At 70.5% G+C, this 15030-nt stretch carries 10 protein-coding genes; 2 read left to right on the forward strand and 8 right to left on the reverse strand.

The features are described 5' to 3' along the window. Positions 1-8: 8 nt before the first annotated feature. The 7 genes from ACT3UL_RS08050 to ACT3UL_RS08080 all read right to left on the reverse strand — a co-directional run bounded on the left by ACT3UL_RS08050 (position 9) and on the right by ACT3UL_RS08080 (position 8119). Positions 9-1397 carry a lysine N(6)-hydroxylase/L-ornithine N(5)-oxygenase family protein gene (locus ACT3UL_RS08050; protein WP_444577704.1) on the reverse strand — a complete coding sequence of 463 codons (1389 nt, stop codon included), beginning with the start codon at positions 1395-1397 and terminating at the stop codon, positions 9-11. Then, the gene (locus ACT3UL_RS08055; RefSeq protein ID WP_444577705.1) at positions 1394-2920 is read right to left on the reverse strand and encodes a pyridoxal phosphate-dependent decarboxylase family protein; all 1527 of its coding nucleotides are present in this window, start codon (positions 2918-2920) and stop codon (positions 1394-1396) included. Before ACT3UL_RS08055 ends, ACT3UL_RS08050 begins: the two co-directional genes overlap by 4 nt. A gap of 370 nt (positions 2921-3290) precedes the next feature. Further along, a complete protein-coding gene (locus tag ACT3UL_RS08060; protein ID WP_444577706.1) occupies positions 3291-3665 on the reverse strand; it encodes a hypothetical protein in 375 nt (124 codons plus the stop codon). A gap of 187 nt (positions 3666-3852) precedes the next feature. After that, on the reverse strand, positions 3853-5364 hold the full coding sequence (gene gatB / locus ACT3UL_RS08065; RefSeq protein WP_444577708.1) for an Asp-tRNA(Asn)/Glu-tRNA(Gln) amidotransferase subunit GatB: 1512 nt from the start codon (positions 5362-5364) through the stop codon (positions 3853-3855). Further along, complete coding sequence (gene gatA, locus ACT3UL_RS08070; protein WP_444577710.1) at positions 5364-6884, reverse strand: Asp-tRNA(Asn)/Glu-tRNA(Gln) amidotransferase subunit GatA; 1521 nt, start codon at positions 6882-6884, stop codon at positions 5364-5366. Before gatA ends, gatB begins: the two co-directional genes overlap by 1 nt. 4 nt (positions 6885-6888) lie before the next feature. Further along, a complete protein-coding gene (gatC, locus tag ACT3UL_RS08075) occupies positions 6889-7185 on the reverse strand; it encodes an Asp-tRNA(Asn)/Glu-tRNA(Gln) amidotransferase subunit GatC (RefSeq protein ID WP_193116046.1) in 297 nt (98 codons plus the stop codon). Positions 7186-7195: 10 nt separating this feature from the next. Next, entirely contained in the window at positions 7196-8119 is a 924-nt protein-coding gene (locus tag ACT3UL_RS08080) for a GNAT family N-acetyltransferase (protein ID WP_444577712.1), read from the reverse strand. Positions 8120-8218: 99 nt separating this feature from the next. On the opposite strand from ACT3UL_RS08080, the gene ACT3UL_RS08085 reads away from it, so the two are divergent. Beyond that, positions 8219-8440, forward strand: a complete 222-nt coding sequence (locus ACT3UL_RS08085; protein WP_444577714.1) for a hypothetical protein — start codon at positions 8219-8221, stop codon at positions 8438-8440. Positions 8441-8627: 187 nt separating this feature from the next. Further along, complete coding sequence (locus ACT3UL_RS08090) at positions 8628-10937, forward strand: RecQ family ATP-dependent DNA helicase (RefSeq protein WP_444577716.1); 2310 nt, start codon at positions 8628-8630, stop codon at positions 10935-10937. Between the two features lie 1371 nt (positions 10938-12308). Here ACT3UL_RS08090 and ACT3UL_RS08095 read toward each other — a convergent pair. Further along, a complete protein-coding gene (locus ACT3UL_RS08095; protein ID WP_444577717.1) occupies positions 12309-14990 on the reverse strand; it encodes an NAD-dependent DNA ligase LigA in 2682 nt (893 codons plus the stop codon). Positions 14991-15030: the final 40 nt, after the last annotated feature.

Genomic DNA, 15030 nt, shown 5'->3' on the forward strand with positions numbered 1-15030 from the left:
TCTCCTGGTCAGCGGGCGGCGGGGAGGCCGAAGGTCTGGAAGGCGATGCGGCGCTCGATCGGATACGGCTCGCGGCCGGTGAGCGCGGCGAGGATCACGGAGGCGCGCCAGGCGCCGAAGCCGAGGTCCGGGGCGGTGACGCCGTGGGTGTGCTCCTCACCGCCCAGCACATGGATCCGCTCCTCGCGGTCGACGGTGTAGTCGCGGGTGACGTCGAGGCGTCCCGCCTCGTCGCGGCGGATCCGGTCCCCCAGCGGTGCGAGCAGATCCGTGGAGCGGGGCCGGTAGCCGGTCGCAGCGACCACGGCGCCGGTGCGGTGCTCCGCGTTCGATCCGGTGAGCGGGTGCTCGAGGTCCAGGACGATCTGGCTGATCGCGGGGTCCCGGCGGGCGGCGCGGACGGCGGCTCCCGTGAGCAGGGTCGAAGGCACTTCCCTGCCACCTGAGGAGAGGCGGTAGAGGAGTTCGTGGATCTCGTCGATCAGGTCGGCGCTGATGCCCTTGTGCAGGGCGCGCTGCTCCCGCGCCAGGCGGTCGCGCGCCCCCTCGGGCAGGGACCGGTGCAGATCGGTGTACTCCGGCGAGGTCATCTCGAGCGTGAGCTTCGTGTACTCCATGGGGAAGAATCGCGGGGAGCGGGTCACCCAGTCCACGCGCAGCCCGTCGGCCTCGCCCTCCTGGAGCAGATCCCGGTAGATCTCGGCGGCGGACTGCCCGCTGCCCACCACGGTCACGGATCCGGCGGCGAGCAGCTCGTCCTTCCGCCGGAGGTAGTCGGCGCTGTGCAGCGCGGGTGTCGGGGCGGCCCCGGCGGAGGCACCACCAGCCGAGGGAATCAGCTCGGCGAGTGCGGGCGGGAGGTGCGGCGCGGTGCCGACGGCGAGGGCCAGGTGGCGGCCGCGCAGGTGCTCGCAGCCGATCACCTCCCCGGCAGCGTCGAGCACGGCGACCGTGACGAGCAGGTGGTCGCCCTCCTCCTGGACCGCGACCGCGCGGCGCCGCCAGCGCAGGCAGTCCAGCTGTGCGGCGACCCAGCGGCAGTACTCGTCGTACTCGCTGCGCAGCGGATAGAAGGATTCCCGGATGTAGAAGGGGTAGAGCCGGCCGGTCTGCTTGAGGAAGGCGAGGAAGGAGTAGGGCGAGGTGGGGTCGGCCATCGTCACGAGGTCCGCGAGGAAGGGGACCTGCAGGGTGGTGCCCTCGATCATCAGTCCCGGGTGCCAGGAGAACCCGTCGGCCTGGTCGACGAACACCGCGTCGACGTCCGGCAGCGGGTCGGCCAGCGCCGCCAGTCCCAGCCCGAAGGGGCCGATCCCGATGCCGATGAGGTCGTGGATCTCGTCGTCGTGGATCGCGCCTTCGCTGGTCCCCGTCTCCGGAGCGGTCCGGGCGCTCATCGGGCCACCTCCGTCGCGGCGAGCCGGGTGCCGGCGAGAAGCCCGCGACCTGTGGCCCGCACGAGGTCGAGCACGGCGGCGATATCGGTGAGGGTCGCCTCGGGGTTGAGCAGGGTGAGCTTCAGGTAGGAGACGCCGTCGAGCGTCGTGCGCGCCACCATCGCCCGGCCGGACTGGAACAGGATCCGGCGGATGAGCGGCTGCAGCTCGTCGGCCCGCGCATCATCCAGGCCTGCGGGCTGGAAGCGGAAGATGACGGTGCTGAGATCCGTCGTGCCGAGCACGTGCAGGTCCGGATCGTCCTCGAGAAGGCGGCGGACCTCCGTGGCGAGGTCGCAGACCCGGTCCACCATCCGTCCCAGCTCATCGGGTCCCAGCGCGCGCAGAGTGGTCCACAGCTTCAGGGCGTCGAAACGGCGCGTGGTCTGCAGGGATTTGTCGACCTGGTTGGGCTCGGCGTCGGCGGAGGCGGCCTCGGCGGCGGGGTTGAGGTAGTCGGCGTGGTGCGCGGCCGCGGCGAGGTCGGCCGCCTCGCGCACGATCAGAACGCTCGAGGAGACGGGCTGGAAATAGGTCTTGTGGAAGTCGATCGTCACGGAATCGGCGCGCTCGATGCCCGCGAGCAGCTGACGGCGGGTCCCGGAGACGAGCAGTCCCCCGCCGTACGCCGCGTCCACGTGCAGCCAGGAACCGTGCGCGCCGGCGATGTCCGCGATCTCGGCGAGGGGATCGATCAGGCCCCGATCGGTGGTCCCGGCGGTCGCGACGACGGCCATCACCGGTTCTCCGGCTGCCTCGCAGCGGGCGAGGAGATCGTCCAGGGCGGCCGGGTCCATCCGGCCCTCGGCATCGGCGGCGACGATGCGCACCGCGTCCTCGGGGAGGCCGAGCAGCTCCGCGGAGCGGGAGACGGAGAAGTGGGCGGCCGCCGTGGTGAGCACCCGCAATCGGGGCAGGAGGTCCCCGCGACCCACCCCCGCGCCGCGCTCGGCGCGGCGTCGGGCGAGGAAGAGCGCCTGCAGGTTCGACTGGGTGCCTCCCGAGGTGAACACGCCGTCCCCGGCGGTGAAGCCGATCCGCTCGCTCGTCCAGCGCACGAGACGTTGTTCCATGAGGGTGGCGACGAGGGACTGGTCGTAGGTGTCCACGGAGGTGTTGATCGCCGCGAGCATCGCCTCGGCGGCGACCGCCGGCAGCACGACAGGACAGTTGAGATGCGCCAGGTACGACGGGTGGTGGAACCAGACCGCGTGCTGGGCATACAGCGCACCGGCCTCGTCCAGGGCGGCCTCGGCGCCGATCCCTGAGCCGTCCAGCTCCCCCGCCTCGACGAGCTGCTCCAGCATCGTCCGATCCGGCCCGACGGAGGGCGAGCGCACCGAGCGGACATGACCGGCGATGTCGTCGACGACATGGTGCAGGAGGTCCGCGTACGAGTCGGCGGTGCGGGCCGTCAGGAGGGATCCGTTGCCGGGCGGTGCCGGATCGGTCGCCTCGGTGGTGAGCGTCAGCAGCGAGTCCATGGGCAGGTGCCTCCCGGGGTCGAGCGGATCCGACGGATCCGCGTCACTAAGGTTTGGCTACCCTAATAACGCAACGCTCACGGCACGCAATGTCAGAAGCGTCCGCATGAGAAGCGCCACGAGGTTCCGGGACCGGACAAAAGCCGTGGACAGCACGGGCGCCGGCGTGCTGGGCACCCCCGCAGGAGCGGCCGTCCCGTCGGCGACCAGGGCCTCACAGTCTTTCCGCAACGTCATTCCCCGAACAGCCTTTTGGCGCTGATCGTGCCCGGTAACGGGACAGCGCTGCTCCCTGCCCGGACCGCGTCGAACACCCTTCTGGCGTCCTCGTCGGCCCCTGTGATCCTCTCGCGTGATCAGCACGCCGCGGTCACGGGGGATCGTTGCCGACCAGACCGTCGACTGCTTCCCGGATCACCGAGATCTGTCCGGTGTGCTGGAGGTTCTCCTCGAGGATGTCCACCAGCCGACGGCGACGCGTCGCGACGTACCCGGGGTCGCTGTGCAGCACCGTCCCGAGCCCGGAGCCCGCGACCAGGTGGCCCCATTCCTCGCGGTATCTCCCGATCGTCGAGTACCAGAGGTCGTAAAGCTCCGAGGGCGCGTGCTGACGACGAAGCTGCTCGGCGTCGAGCCCTCCGCTCTTCCAGGCGAACTGGCGGTGCACGCGGTCCAGGGCGAACCGGAGCATCTCACCCTCGTCGCCGAGCGTGCAGTCCGCGAACGCGATGTCGGAGTAGTCCATATCAGGACCGTAGACCTGGCTCTGGGCGGAAACCAGGGTGAGGACCGGTGTGAGCTCCGCTGTCGGTGCGCGCACCGGCGACCGGGCCCCGGACGCACGACGGTCGGATCCCGAGCCCGGGGCGATGCCCCGAACCGGAATCCGACCGATGTCGTGCTGTGAGGCGAGGACTGCTCCCCGCGCGGGCTCAGCTGACGCCGAGCTTCTCCATGATGATCTCGCGCACGCGGCCGGCGTCGGCCTGACCGCGGGTGGCCTTCATGATCGGGCCGATGAGCGCGCCGATGGCCTGGACCTTGCCGCCCTGGATCTTGGCGACCACGTCGGGGTTGTCGGCGATGGCCTGATCGACGGCGCCGGTGAGCACCGAGTCGTCGGAGACGACCGCGAGGCCCTCCTTCTCGACGATCGCGGCCGGGTCGCCCTCGCCGGCGAGGACCTTGGTGAGGACCTGCTTGGCGATCTTGTCGTTGATCTTCTTCCCGTCGACCAGACCCTGCAGCTCGGCGATCTGGACCGGGGTGACGGCCAGCTCGCCCAGCTCGGACTCCTGCTCCCGCGCGACACGGGCCAGCTCGCCCATCCACCACTTGCGGGCGCTCTGCGCGCTCGCTCCGGCGGCGACGGTCGACTCGATCAGATCCAGGGCGTCGGCGTTGATGACGTCGCGCATCTCGAGGTCGGTGAAGCCCCAGTCGCCGAGCAGACGGCGCCGACGGGCCGCAGGCAGCTCCGGCAGGCTGGCGCGGATCTCCTCGACCCACTCCCGGCTCGGGGCGACCGGCACCAGATCGGGCTCGGGGAAGTAGCGGTAGTCCTCCGCGTCGGACTTCGGACGACCCGAGGAGGTGCCGCCGGTGTCCTCGTGGAAGTGGCGGGTCTCCTGGATGATCTTCTGACCGGCGTCGAGCACACCCGCCTGGCGGGAGATCTCGTAGCGGACCGTGCGCTCGATCGAGCGGAACGAGTTCACGTTCTTCGTCTCGGTGCGGGTGCCCAGCTCGGCCTCGGGGTTCGCCCGCAGCGACACGTTGATGTCGGCGCGCACGTTGCCGCGCTCCATCTTCGCCTCGGAGATCTCCAGAGCCCGGAAGATGTCGCGCAGGGTGCGCACATACGCGGCGGCGACCTCGGGGGCGCGTCCCTTGGTGTTCGGGATCGGCTTGGTAACGATCTCGACCAGCGGCACGCCGGCGCGGTTGTAGTCGACCTGCGAGTGGGTCGCGCCGTGGATGCGCCCGGTGGAGCCGCCCACGTGGGTGTTCTTGCCGGCGTCCTCCTCCATGTGGGCGCGCTCGATCTCCACGCGGATGATCTCGCCGTCCTCGAGCTCGACGTCGACCCAGCCCTCATAGGCGATCGGCTCGTCGTACTGCGAGGTCTGGAAGTTCTTCGTGAGGTCCGGGTAGAAGTACTGCTTGCGCGAGAACCGGCAAGTCTCGGCGATCGAGCAGTTCAGCGCCAGGCCGATCTTGATCGCGTACTCGACGGCCTTGTGGTTCACGACCGGCAGCGCGCCGGGCAGACCCAGCGAGGTGGGGGTGATCGCCGTGTTCGGCTCGGCCGCGAAGATGTTCGGCGCACCGTCGAACATCTTGGTGGCGGTGCCCAGCTCGACGTGGACCTCGATGCCGAGCACGGGATCGAAGCGCGAGATGGCCTCGTCGTAGTCGACGAGGTCGATGGTGGATGCAGTCATCACTTCGCTCCGTTCATGAGCTCGGGCGCCTTGGCCAGCAGAGGGCCGCCCCAGGAGTCCTCGAGCAGTGCCTCCAGGGCGCCGCCCACGCGGTACAGGCGCTCGTCGGCCCGGGCCGGGGCGAGGAACTGGATGCCGGCGGGCAGGCCGTCCTCGGCGAGGCCGGACGGGATCGAGATCCCGGGGGTGCCGGCGAGGTTGGCGGGGATGGTGGCGATGTCGTTCATGTACATCGCCATCGGATCGTCGACCTTCTCGCCGAGGCGGAAGGCGACCGTCGGCGAGGTCGGCGAGGCGAGCACGTCGACCTGCTCGAAGGCGGCGGCGAAGTCGCGCTGCACGAGCGTGCGCACCTTCTGGGCGCTGCCGTAGTAGGCGTCGAAGTAGCCGGCCGACAGGGCGTAGGTGCCCAGCAGGATGCGGCGCTTGACCTCGTCGCCGAATCCGGCGCCGCGGGTCGCCTTCATGACGTTCTCCGCGGTCGGGTGGTCCTCGGGGACCACGCGCAGACCGAAGCGCATGCCGTCGAACTTCGCGAGGTTCGAGGAGGCTTCCGAGGGCATGATCAGGTAGTAGGCGCCCAGCGCATAGCGGAAGTTCGGGCACTTCACGCGCACGATCTCCGCGCCGGCGCGCTCGAGCTGCTCGAGCGACTCGGTGAAGCGGGCCTGCACCTCGGGAGCGAAGCCCTCGCCCTCGAGCTCCTCGATGACGCCCACGCGCAGACCCTTGACGTCCTTGCTGCGGGCGGCCGCGGCGAAGGCGCCGACGGGGTCCGTGAGGGAGGTCGAGTCATGGGGGTCGTGGCCGGCGATGAGTTCGTGCAGCAGCGCCGAGTCCTCGACGGTGCGGGTCACGGGACCGGCCTGGTCCAGCGAGCTGGCCATGGCGATCAGCCCGTAGCGGGACACCGAGCCGTAGGTGGGCTTCACGCCCACGGTGCCGGTGACGGCGCCGGGCTGACGGATCGAGCCGCCGGTGTCGGTGCCGATCGCGAGCGGTGCCTCGTAGGCGCCCACGGCCGCGGCGGAGCCACCGCCGGAGCCGCCGGGGATCCGGTCGCGGTCCCACGGGTTGCGGGTGGGTCCGTAGGCGCTGGTCTCCGTCGAGGAGCCCATCGCGAACTCGTCCATATTGGTCTTGCCGAGGATCGGCAGGCCTGCCGTGCGCAGCGCGCTGACCAGGGTGGCGTCGTAGGGCGGGATCCAGCCCTCGAGGATCTTGGAGCCCGCGGTGGTGGGCTGCCCCTGCGTGACCACGACGTCCTTGACGGCGATGGGCACACCGGCGAGGCCGTGCAGCTCCTCGCCGGCGGCGCGACGGGTGTCGACCTCGCGGGCGGCGGCGAGCGCCTCCTCGGTGTTGACGTGGAGGAAGGCGTTCAGGTCACCGTCGACAGCGGTGATGCGGTCGAGGTGAGCGCGGGTGAGCTCCTCGGAGGAGATCTCACCGGCGGCCAGCGCGGCGGCCTGAGCGGCGGCGCTGGTCCGGATGATGTCGTGCTGAGTGGCGTCGGTCATCGATTCACTCCTCTCCCAGGATCTGCGGGACGGCGAAACGGCCGTCCTGCGCCTCAGGAGCGCCGGCGAGCGCCTGCTCCTGGGTCAGGGTGGTCTCGACGACGTCCTCGCGGAAGACGTTCGTCATGGCAATGGGGTGGGACGTCGCGGGTACATCCTCGGTGGCGACCTCGGACACGGAGGCGACAGCGTCCATGATGGAGTCGAACTCGCCGGCGAAGCGGTCGATCTCCTCATCGGTGAGCTGGATCCGTGCGAGGTCGGCGAGGCGTGCGACGTCATCTCGTCCGATCGAAGGCATGTGGGTCATTCTAGGCGCGGTCCGCGGGCGGGGCGCCCACCCGGTAGTGATACGCACCGCGGGAGGTGAAACCGAGACCCCGATACAGGGCCGACGCCGCGCCGTTGTCCTTCTCGACCTCGAGCAGTGCGAGGCTCGCACCCTGGACGGCGGCGATCGCCAGCAGGGTCTGGGACACGGCCCGGCCCAGTCCCTCGCGGCGGCGCCGGGGGTGCACCGCGATCATGTTCAGCACCGCAGCGGTCCCCTTCCCCGCCTCCACGAGCGCGGCGCGGCCGACGGCGATCGGCGTCCCGGCAGCGAGCCCGTCGTCGTTGCTGTCGCCGGCGCTGTCGCCGCCGCTGCCGTCGGACCGCAGGACGACCTGCACCGAGGGGGTGCCGGCGAGGATATCGTGCATCGTCGCGCGGGCGTCGTCCCCCTCGCGCGGGGCGAGGGACCAGGCGGCGTCGAACCAGTCCTCGTCCAGCTCCCCGGTACGGATCTCGGCCGAGGAGTGCGGGACGGCGGAGAGCGGACCTGCCAGCGGCAGCTCGAGGAGCTGGCTGTGCCCGGTGCTGTCGTATCCGCGTGCGGCGAGGAGGTCATCGAGCTGGTCGGGGCCGTGGACGTCGAGGATGCGGAAGCTCGCGCTCTCCCCCGTCATCGCGACGAGCCCCTCGATCCGTTCGACCGCCGCGAGAAGGGCGTCGTGCGTCGACGGGGCATCCACCGCGACCGCGCTGTTGGCGCGGCGGGTGACGCCCCGGGAGCGCAGCAGGGCGAAGCCGTCCACATCGAGTCGCTGCACGGGCCTCCAGCCGGCGATCAGCGCCTCGACGAGGCGATAGCCGCTCAGGGGGCGGGAGGCTCCCGCCCCGGAAGATCGCGCTGCGGAACCTGTCGAGGAGCGGGACGGGGAACGGGATGGGGTGCTGCGTCGGGATGGGCTCACCCGGTCGATCGTAGCGACCGTCCCGATAGACTTCCGCCCACCAGACGAGGTCCCTGAGCACGAGTCACCCAGGGATGATCCCCGAAGGAAGGTGCCGCCATGTCGGTCGACCCGAACATCGACTATCACGCCCACGATCCCGAGGACGACGACGCACGCTCTGATGATCCGGTGCTCCGCGAGGCGCAGGAGCTCGAGGAGAAGATGCGGCGCGCCCTGGCCACGAAGGAGGACCCGCTGCATGATGACGAGTCCACCTCGGCGCGGCTGCGGCGCCTGGCGCAGGAGGGCGCGGACGACGGGGACGCCTCCGCCTCCTGACCGAACGCTCCCGGCTCCCGGTCAGGCAGTTGCTGTCAGGCGGCTGCTGTCAGGCGGTTCCGGTCGGTTGCTCCGGTCGCCTGCTCCAGTGCGCAGGTGGTGGCGAAGACCGGTCCTCCCCACTGCCGCCCGTCCACAGCCCGGCGACCGGTCCCCGAAGGTCGGCCGCAGTTGCCACACTGGGGGCATGGACTCCTCCTCCCCGTCGACCTCCCCCGCCCTCGCCACCGACCGTTCCGCTCTGCGCGCCGAGGCCCAGGAAGCGCTGCACGCGCTGACCGGTCGGGCCGACGCCGATTTCCACGACGGCCAGTTCGAGGCGATCGCGGCACTCGTCGAGGAGCGCCGACGGGTCCTGGTGGTCCAGCGCACCGGCTGGGGGAAGTCCGCGGTGTACTTCCTCGCGGCCCTGCTCCAGCGGCGACGGGGCTCCGGCCCCGCACTGATCATCTCCCCGCTCATCGCCCTGATGCGCGACCAGGTGGCGGCCGCCCGCCGTGCCGGCGTGCGGGCCGAGGCCATCAGCTCCGCGAACCCCACCCAGTGGTCCGACATCGAGAGCGCCCTGGATGCCGATGACCTCGACGTGCTCCTCGTCTCCCCCGAGCGGCTGGTCAACCCGCGCTTCCGCGCCGAGCAGATGCCACGGCTGATCGAGCGCTGCGGGCTCCTGGTCATCGACGAGGCGCACTGCATCTCCGACTGGGGTCATGACTTCCGGCCCGACTACCGCCGGCTGCGGGACCTCATCGCCGAGCTCGGGGACGAGGTCCCGGTGCTGGCCACGACCGCGACGGCCAACTCCCGTGTGGTCGACGATGTCGCCGAGCAACTGGGCGTGCAGGCCGAGGGCGCCGCCCCGGTGCTGACCCTGCGCGGCGCACTGACCCGTGACTCGCTGCGACTGGGCTGCCTGGCCCTGCCCGATGACCGGGCCCGCCTGGAATATCTCGCCCGGTATCTCGACGATCTGCCGGGCTCGGGGATCATCTACACCCTCACGGTCTCCGCGGCGGAGGACCTCGCCGATCTCCTGAACCGCCCCGGCCGCAAGGTGGTCGCCTATACCGGTCGCACCGACTCCGAGGAGCGTGCCGAGCTCGAGCAGGCCCTCAAGGACAACGAGGTCAAGGCCCTCGCCGCGACCAGTGCGCTGGGGATGGGCTTCGACAAGCCGGATCTGGGATTCGTCGTGCATCTGGGAGCGCCCAGCTCCCCGGTGGCCTACTACCAGCAGGTGGGCCGTGCGGGGCGCGCCACCGATACCGCCGACGTGCTGCTCCTGCCCGGTCGCGAGGACCGGGCCATCTGGGAGTACTTCGCGACCGCCTCCATGCCGGCCCAGGCTGATGCGGATGCTGTGCTCGCCGAGCTCGGTGCGTCCGACTCTCCCCTGTCCACTGCCGCGCTCGAGGCGCGTGTGGACGTCAAGCGCAGCGCCCTCGAGCTGCTGCTCAAGGTGCTCGCCGTCGAGGGCGCGGTGGACTCCGTGCGCGGCGGCTGGGTCTCCACCGGGGCGTCGTGGGCCTATGACGCCCCGCGCTACGAGAACGTCGCGCGGGCGCGTCGCGAGGAGCAGCAGGCGATGCTCGAGTACGAGCGTCTGCAGCCCGGTGATCCGCAGCAGTGCCGGATGATGTTCCTCGCCCGTCAGCTCGACGATGGGACGGCGACCCCCTGCGGACGCTGCGACGTGTGCACCGACCCCTGGTACCCGGTGCCGGGATCGGCCCCGTCCTCGCGCTCCGGGCCCGGCGAGGACGCCGCGGCGACAGGCGGCTCCGATGCCTCGGGCCGTGCTGCCGCAGACCACGCCCCCACCGGCGACGACACCTCCCGGGAGGCCGTCTCCCGTCTGCTGGACAGGGTCGGAGTCCCGGTCGATCCGCGCAAGCAGTGGCCGCAGGGACTGGACCGCGTGGGCGTCACCTCGGAGTCCGGGGGCCCGGTGCGCGGCAACATCCCGCCCGGGGAACGCCTGGAGGAGGGCCGGGCCCTCGCCCGCATGTCGGACCTGGGCTGGGCGGTACCGCTGCGGAACCTGCTCACCGTCGATGAGCAGGGCCAGCGCGTGGATGCGGCCCTCACCCCGGCGATCGCGAACCGTGTCGTCGAGGTCCTCACCGACTGGGACTGGCAGCAGCGCCCCGCCGCGGTGCTCGCCGTGCCCTCCACGACCCGGCCCGGTCTCGTGCGGGATCTGGGCGCCGGCATCGCCCGGATCGGAAAGATGCAGGACCTCGGTCAGCTCGGTCTCTCCCCCGGCGCGGCCCCGCAGCGCGGTGCCCGGAACAGTGCCTTCCGGGTCGCAGCCCTGTGGGACCGCTTCACCATCCCCCCGGAGCTCGCCGAGCAGATCGCCGCGCTCGACGGCGCCCCGATCCTGCTGGTCGACGATGAGATCGACACCCGATGGACGATGACCATCGCGGGGCGCCTGCTGCGCCGGTCAGGGTCCGGGCCTGTGCTGCCGCTGGCACTCGCCCTGGTCAGCTGAGAAGCCGGCGGGCCTGACGAGGAGGCCCTTCAGCTGTAATCGCCCTGTTTCACCGCGAACACCGGACGGTTGCCCTTCTCCTCCTTGAGGCACCACAGCAGGTCCGGTCCGTCGGCGTCCTCCCAGTAGCTCAGGGACTCGCCCCAGGAGACCCACGGCTTCGAGGTCATCGCCCCTGAACCGGACCAGTGGTGCAGCGTCTTGTTGTGGGAGTCGTTGAACCACCAGCGCCCGTTGTGGGAGGCCACGCCGTTGAGATAGTGCAGCGGGACGTCGAGCGCCTCGGTCGCCGTGGTCGTTGCGGCGAACGTGTGCTTCCCCTCCGCGAAGGGGAAGCGGACCGCTCGTGTGGTCCCTTCGGGGAAGTCCCCGTCGCAGTCCACACAGCGGTACTCGGTCATGACGATCGATCGGCTCACGCGGTCCAGTGAGATCGTGGACCACAGCAGCTTCTCCGTGCCTCCTGCGACCTCCGAGTCGATCCTCCCGACCTGCGGCAGCACGTAGGCATAGTTGTGGGCGTAGAAGGTGTCCCCCTCCCTGCCGATCTGGTCCTTGGTCCCGCCGGTGTCGGTGGTGACGATCCGGCTCATGTCGAACACCCTCATGCCCGAGCCGGTGTCCGCCACGTAGAGCAGATCGCCGTACCAGGCGATCCCGCCGACGTGGATCTCCACGTCCTCGAAGCTCGGCTCCGCCGCGGTGCCGGTGGGTTCGACCAGCAGGATCCGCCGATAGGAGTTCGGGTGGTTCGCATCCCAGTCGATGAGGTTGATGCGGCTGCTCTTGGGCGATTTGTTGTAGAAGCTCACGGCGATGACCTGTCGCCCGTCGTACCGGCCGTTGCCCGCCGTACCGACTGCGTCACGGCTGGTGGTGATCCCCTGCGGGGCGACATCTGGATCGTTCTCGTCGCTCGAGGCGAAGCGGAAACCGTGCACCTGGTCATCCAGGACCCGCGCCTCGGTGCGGTCATGGTTGGCGTGGTCCATAACCTCGCTGACGCTCGCCGACCCGGCCTGCTCCAGCAGCGCCTCGACCCTCGTCGTGTACTCGCTGTAGTCGGCCGTGAGGGTGAAGTCCGTCGGATCGAGCGTGCTCGGGGCTGCGGCCTGGGCAGGTTCGGCCAGGGCTGGAGCGGCCAGTGCTCCGCCGGACGCGGTGAGGGCCCCGAGGAGGCCTGCCCCACGCAGCACAGCACGTCGGTCGACGCCACGGCGGGACACCCCCTCGCCGGACTCCTCGGAGGTCATGGACGGTTCGGGATTCCGGATGCTCATGGTCGAGCAGCCTTCCTGTCGGGTGCGTTGTGGCGCGCACCACGCTCGCACGGCTGCTGAGAGATGTCGAAGGGTCCGACGATCTCTGCCGTCAGGCGTCGCCAGCCTCGCCCGCCGCAGCATCAGCATCAGCATCAGCATCAGCATCAGCATCAGCACCAGCACCAGCACCAGCACCAGCACCAGCACCAGCACCAGCATCAGCATCAGCATCAGCATCAGCATCAGGTTCGGTGACCGCATCGGCTCCGCCCTCGAGCAGCGCGACGAACCCGGCCTCGTCGAGAATCCGCAGCCCGAGGTCGCGGGCCTTGGTCTCCTTGGTGCCGGCGTTCTCCCCGACCACGACGAAGTCCGTCTTCTTCGAGACCGACCCCGAGGCCTTGCCCCCGCGGGAGATGATCGCCTCCTTCGCGCCGTCCCGGCTGAAGCCCTCCAGCCCACCGGTGACCACGATGGTCAGACCCTCGAGGGTCTTCACGAAGCCGTCCTCCACGTCATCGACCATCCGCACCCCGGAGGCAGCCCAGCCGTCGACGAGCTCGCGATGCCAGTCCACCTCGAACCACTCGATCACGGCCTCGGCGATGATCGGACCCAGCCCGTCGGTGTCGGCGAGCTGCTCGATGCTCGCCTCCCGGATCGCGTCCATGGAGCCGTAGGCGGTGGCCAGCGACCGGGCGGCCGTCGGCCCCACGTGCCGGATCGACAGGGCCACGAGCACCCGCCACAGCGGCTGGCCCTTCGCCTTCTCCAGCTCGGAGATGAGCGTCTCGGTGGTCTTCAGCACGGAGGGTGCCTTCTGCTGCTTCCACGCCCCGTCGCGCTTGTAGTGCTTGAACTGCGGACGGGACCAGAACGCGGGCTGGATCCGCCAGTCCCCCGTCGGCTCGCCGTCTCGGCGCTCGGGCTGCCAGACGACCACGTCGCGCAGCGCGTCGGCCGTGAGATCGAACAGGTCGTTCCCCGTGGTGACCACGGGCTCCTGCAAGCCGGGGAGCAGCGGATCATCCGGCGTGGTGATGCGCAGCAGCGGGACCCCGTCGGTGCCCTGGGTGATCTCACCGTTCTTGAGCACCACGAAGTTCTCGAGCTCCGCCTCCGAGGCCTCACGGATCGGCAGGTGGATGCTGTGCCCGGAGCTCAGCGCGGCGAGCGCCTCGCTGCGTCGCTTGTCCGGATCGGTGAGGGCGATCGCGGACTCCTCGCCGAGCGATTCGATGTCGAAGCCGCCGCGGGAGGCCGCATGCTCGACGCGGCCGGTGACCTGCGCGGGGCAGTCCTTCTGGTTCGGGCAGCGCCAGTCCTTGTCCCCCTCCTTCTCGGGGCGGATGGTGGTGCCGCAGGCCGGGCACTGCGTGGGCATCACGAAGGGGCGCTCGCTGCCGTCGCGCAGCGATTCCACCGGGCCGAGGATCTCCGGGATCACGTCACCGGCCTTGCGCAGCACGATGGTGTCGCCGATCAGCACCCCCTTGCGCTCCACGTCGAACTGGTTGTGGAGCGTGGCCTTCTCGACCGTGGAACCGGCGACCTTCACCGGCTCCATCACGCCGAAGGGAGTCACCCGCCCCGTGCGTCCCACCTGCACCTGGATGTCCACGAGCTTCGTGGTGACCTCCTCGGGCGGGAACTTGAAGGCGGTCGCCCAGCGCGGGGCGCGCGAGGTGGCGCCGAGGGCGCGCTGCTGCGCGAAGGAGTCCACCTTGATGACGATGCCGTCGATCTCGTGCTCGAGGTCGTGGCGGCGCTCGCCATAGCGCTCGACGTACGTCACGATGTCGTCGGTCGATCCGAGGACCTCCATATAGCGGCTCGTGGGCAGCCCCCACGACGCCAGCAGTTCATACACCTCGCTCTGGGAGCCGACGGGCGGGTCCGGCCACGCTCCGAGGCCGTGCACGGTCAGGCGAAGGGACGTCAGCCGTGCCTCGCCGGCCTCCCGTTCGAGCCCTGTCTTCTTCTCGAGCTGCTGGCGCAGGCCACCCGCCGCGGTGTTGCGGGGATTCGCGAAGGTCGGGAAGCGGCGGATCGCGGCGAGCTGCTCCTTCTCCTCGTCGAAGGCGCGTCGGCCCGACGCCTGCCGGGACTCCCACCGGGAGAGGTTCTCGGCGACCGCGCGTTCGCGCAGCTCGACCTGGAGCTCGTTGAGGCGCTCGAAGTCCCGGGTCGGCATGAACACTTCGCCGCGCACCTCGACCAGGGCAGGATGGCCGCTCCCCGCCAGGGTCTGCGGGATGCCCTCGATCTGCAGGGCGTTCACGGTGACGTCCTCACCGGTGCGACCGTCGCCGCGCGTCGCGGCGGTGACCAGCTCCCCGTTCTCATAGCGGAGATTGATCGCCAGGCCGTCGATCTTCAGCTCGGTGAGCCAGTGGACCTCCTGGCCGAGCTCGGCCGCGGCGTGCGCGCACCAGTCGCGCAGCTCCTGGGTCGAGAAGACGTTGTCGAGGCTGAGCATGCGTTCGGCATGGACGATCTCCGCCAGTCCGGTGGCGACGGCGCCGTGGACGGTCTGGGTCGGGGAGTCCGGGCTGGCCAGCTGCGGATTCTGCTCCTCGAGCTCCTTCAGCTCCTGCTCGAGCGCGTCGTATTCGGCGTCCGCCAGGGTCGGGGCGTCGTGGACGTAGTAGTCCTCGATGGCCTTCTCGATCTGCGCCGTCAGCTCCGCGATGCGCTGCTGCGGCTGCACGGCATCGCTCTCGGGCCGTTCAGCGGCTGCAGTGCTCGGGGTGTCCTGTGGGTTCTGGGGGTCCTGCTCGTCCTGGCTCACCTGGACATTGTGACGCACCGGCCCGACATCGCCCAGCCGG

This window comes from Brachybacterium sp. 107 (genome assembly GCF_052379725.1).
GTDB lineage: Bacteria > Actinomycetota > Actinomycetes > Actinomycetales > Dermabacteraceae > Brachybacterium.